The 3067-nt window shown below is 74.0% G+C and carries 2 protein-coding genes; one reads left to right on the forward strand and one right to left on the reverse strand.

Features of this window, described 5'->3' with window-relative positions; genetic code table 11:
* A partial coding sequence (locus tag DW297_RS15360; protein ID WP_136033972.1) for a helix-turn-helix transcriptional regulator occupies positions 1-2219 on the reverse strand: 2219 nt, incomplete at its 3' end.
* Between the two features lie 116 nt (positions 2220-2335).
* Between DW297_RS15360 and DW297_RS15365 the strand changes: the two genes are divergently transcribed.
* Positions 2336-2887, forward strand: a complete 552-nt coding sequence (locus tag DW297_RS15365; protein ID WP_168442881.1) for an ECF transporter S component — start codon at positions 2336-2338, stop codon at positions 2885-2887.
* Positions 2888-3067: the final 180 nt, after the last annotated feature.

A 3067-nucleotide genomic window follows, 5' to 3' on the forward strand; every position in this document is an offset into this window, starting at 1 on the left:
GTCTCGTGCCGCAGCCGGAAGAACTCGGAGGTCACGATCTGCGCGGCGGCCGGGGTCACGCGGTGCAGGGCGGCGCTCTGCACGGCCGCGGCCTCCGCGCGTTCGCGAGACGTGGTCGGCTGGAGCCGCGTCTGCGCCAGCATGCGCACCGCCTCCGGCGCACGACCGTCGACCAGGGCCACCCTGGCGCGTTCCAGCAGCGTCGCGAAGCGGTCGCCCGGCGCGTCGCGCTGCTTGATGCTGCGGGCGGCCCGGACGTCGCCGAGCGCGAGGTGCAGCAGGATCCGCGGGCGGCTGAGGGCCTGGCGTGCGTGGGGTGTTGCCCCCTCGCGTCCCCGCATCCTGGCGAAGGACTCCAGGCGTTCGAGGCCGCCCGCGGCGTCGCCGTCGTGCAGCGCGATCCACGCCTCCACGGCGGCCATGGTCGTCCAGTGCTCGCTCGTCGCCCGGTGGGGGAGGAACGCCCGTACGTGCTGTTTCGCGGCGTGGAGGTCGCCGTCCTCGACCGCGAGCATCGCCTCGGCCACGCGGTAGAACGTGCCGCGGTAGCCGTCGAGCAGCTCCTGGCTGTGACCGCCGTCGCGGAGGAGGCCGACATAGTGCCGCGCCTCGGGGAGGTCTCCGGCCCTGGCGTGGATCCCGGCGAGCAGGCTCATGGCGTGGAACCCGTTGCCGGTGCCCTGCGCACCGGCGAGAGCCGCGGCCTCCTCCAAGAGCCCCACCGCCTGTTCGCGGCGGCCTCCGTAGTACAGCGACAGCGCGAGGTGGGTGCACAGCAGCGGCATCTCCCGCGCGTAGCGGTGCCACTCGCTCTCGGGGGTCTCCGTGAACAGCGCGAGCGCACGGGCCGCGACCTGTCCCGCCCGGTCGGGCATGCCGATGACCCGCAGGGCCGCGCTCTCGGCCGTCCAGATGAAGAGGCGCTCGGTCGCCGAGAGGCGGGTCTTCCGCCCGTTCGCTGCCGAGACCGCCAGGCGCAGGAGCTGGAGTCCGCGCAGGCGGCGCAGCCGGTTGGCGTTGAGGCAGATGCCGAGGAGCATCGCCACGAGCGGCTCCTGCTTGAGGCGTGCCATCGGGAGGTCGCCGAGCAGTCGCACGACCGCCCTTCCGTCGTGGTCGAGCAGGTGGCTCCATCCCGACATGATCACGTGTGCCGCGAGGGCGAGGTCGTCCTCCTCCACGGCCAGACGCAGCCCCTCGAACGGAGCGCCCCGCCGCACGGCGCCCTCCACCGCGAGGCGCCGCAACCGGGGGATCTCGGCCGGGTGTGTGCGGCGGAGCTCGCGGCGCAGCAGGGTGCGGGCGTGCGGGGCCAGCCGGAACAGGCGGGGCTCACCGGGCTCCCAGTGCCCGAAGCCGAACACCTCGGATTCCTCGAGGGCGTGCACGATGTCGGGGTTGCCCGTCAGTGCGGCAGCGAGGGGGGTGTCGACGGCGTCGGTGATGCTGAGCCGGACGAGATCGTCCAGGGTCCGCTCGGCGAAGTCGTCCCGCTCGATGCGAGCCCGGAGGTAGTCCTCGATCGTCGTGGATGCCGCCTCGACGACGGCCGACCCGCCCCCGTGCAGTGCCGCCGCCCGGACGGCCGCGGGGAAGCCGCCCGTCGCCTCCTGGATCGCCTGGACCGTGTCATCGTCGACGGCGGGGTCGAGCATCGCGCGGATCTCGTCGTGGTCGAACATGAGCTCCTGCGGGCCGAGAAGCGCGGTGTCGATCACCAGGCGCAGCCCGGCGCTGTCGAAGGGACTGGGCCGGTTGGTCGCGACGACGAGTCGCACGAGCGGGAGCGCGGCGATCGTGCGACACAGGTCGAACACGCTCTCGCGGTCGAGCGCGGCGGCGTCGTCGAGCACGATCACCAGCGGCTCCGTGAGCGGGCACAGATGCTCGGTGACCGCGGCCCACAGCTCTCCGGGTGGCTCCGTCGGGGGGTCTGCGGGAGCCCTGCCCTCTGGCGCCTGTTCGCGAAGGGCGCGCAGCAGGGCCAGCGCGAGGTCGGAGCTGCTCTCACGCCCGCGGGTCACGGTGAGCCAGACCACGCGGGACGAGGTGACGAACGCCCAGCCGACCACCGCGGTGGTCTTGCCCGAGCCCGATGCCCCGCGGAGCAGCGTGAGCGGGGTGTCCGTCTCGAGGGCTGCGTTGAGCCGCGGTCGCCCGATCACGTTCGTCGAGACGCGCGGCAGATGCCTGCTCTCACGCGCGACGGAATCCGTCATGTCCCCTCCCCAGGTCCCCGCCTCCACAATATTCCGAAATGACGATCGGGCGGGTGACATGACGCCGCGGCGACGTCGGTGATCGGCCGGCCGCCGTGGCCTCTAGGCTCGGAGACGTGACGGACGGGCGGGCGAAGACGGTGCGACGCGTGCCGACCAGCGCCCTGCTGGTGAGTGCGGCGCTCGGTGCGATCCAGGCGCTCGTGTTCCTCGCGGTCGTTCCCGTCACCGGAGTGCTCGCGGCCGCCTCGCCCCCGGCCTACGCCCTGGTCGCCGCCGTGCACACGGCCCTGCCGTTCCTGGCGCGCGTGGTCACGCGCACGCCGGGCGCCGCCACGCTGACGGCGTTCGTGGCCGGGGCGCTCACGGTCGCGGTGTCGCCGATCGGACCACTCGGGCTGGTCCCGCTCCTGCTCGGCGGTCTGGTGCTCGACCTCGTGCTCCCGCTGCGGCGCGACGCTCGGGTGGGGGCAGGGCGGATCCTGGCGGCCGGGGCCGTCGCGGGGATCGCGCTGTTCCTGGTCGCGCTGCCGGTGTTCTCGCCGGAGCACCTGGTGCCCGCCGTGCTCGTGGCGACGCTGGCCGCGCGCGTGGTCGGGGAGGTCGCGGTCGCCGGGGTCGTGATCGCGGTGCGGAGGCTGCTGGCCCGCGCGGGCGTCGTCCGCTGAACATGCCCCGAATACCTATACCCCCTGCGGGTAGTATCGGGGCATGACCGATCGACGGGCGCTGCGCGGGGCACTGCTCGCGGTGGTGCTCGCGGGCGGAGTGCTGCTCGGGCTGCTCGGCATGCACGCGCTCGGGTTGCACGGCACCGCCGGGGCGCACGGCCCCGGCGGGGCCGTGCA

The organism is Microbacterium sp. PF5, assembly GCF_004794315.1.
In the GTDB taxonomy this organism is placed as follows: domain Bacteria; phylum Actinomycetota; class Actinomycetes; order Actinomycetales; family Microbacteriaceae; genus Microbacterium; species Microbacterium sufflavum.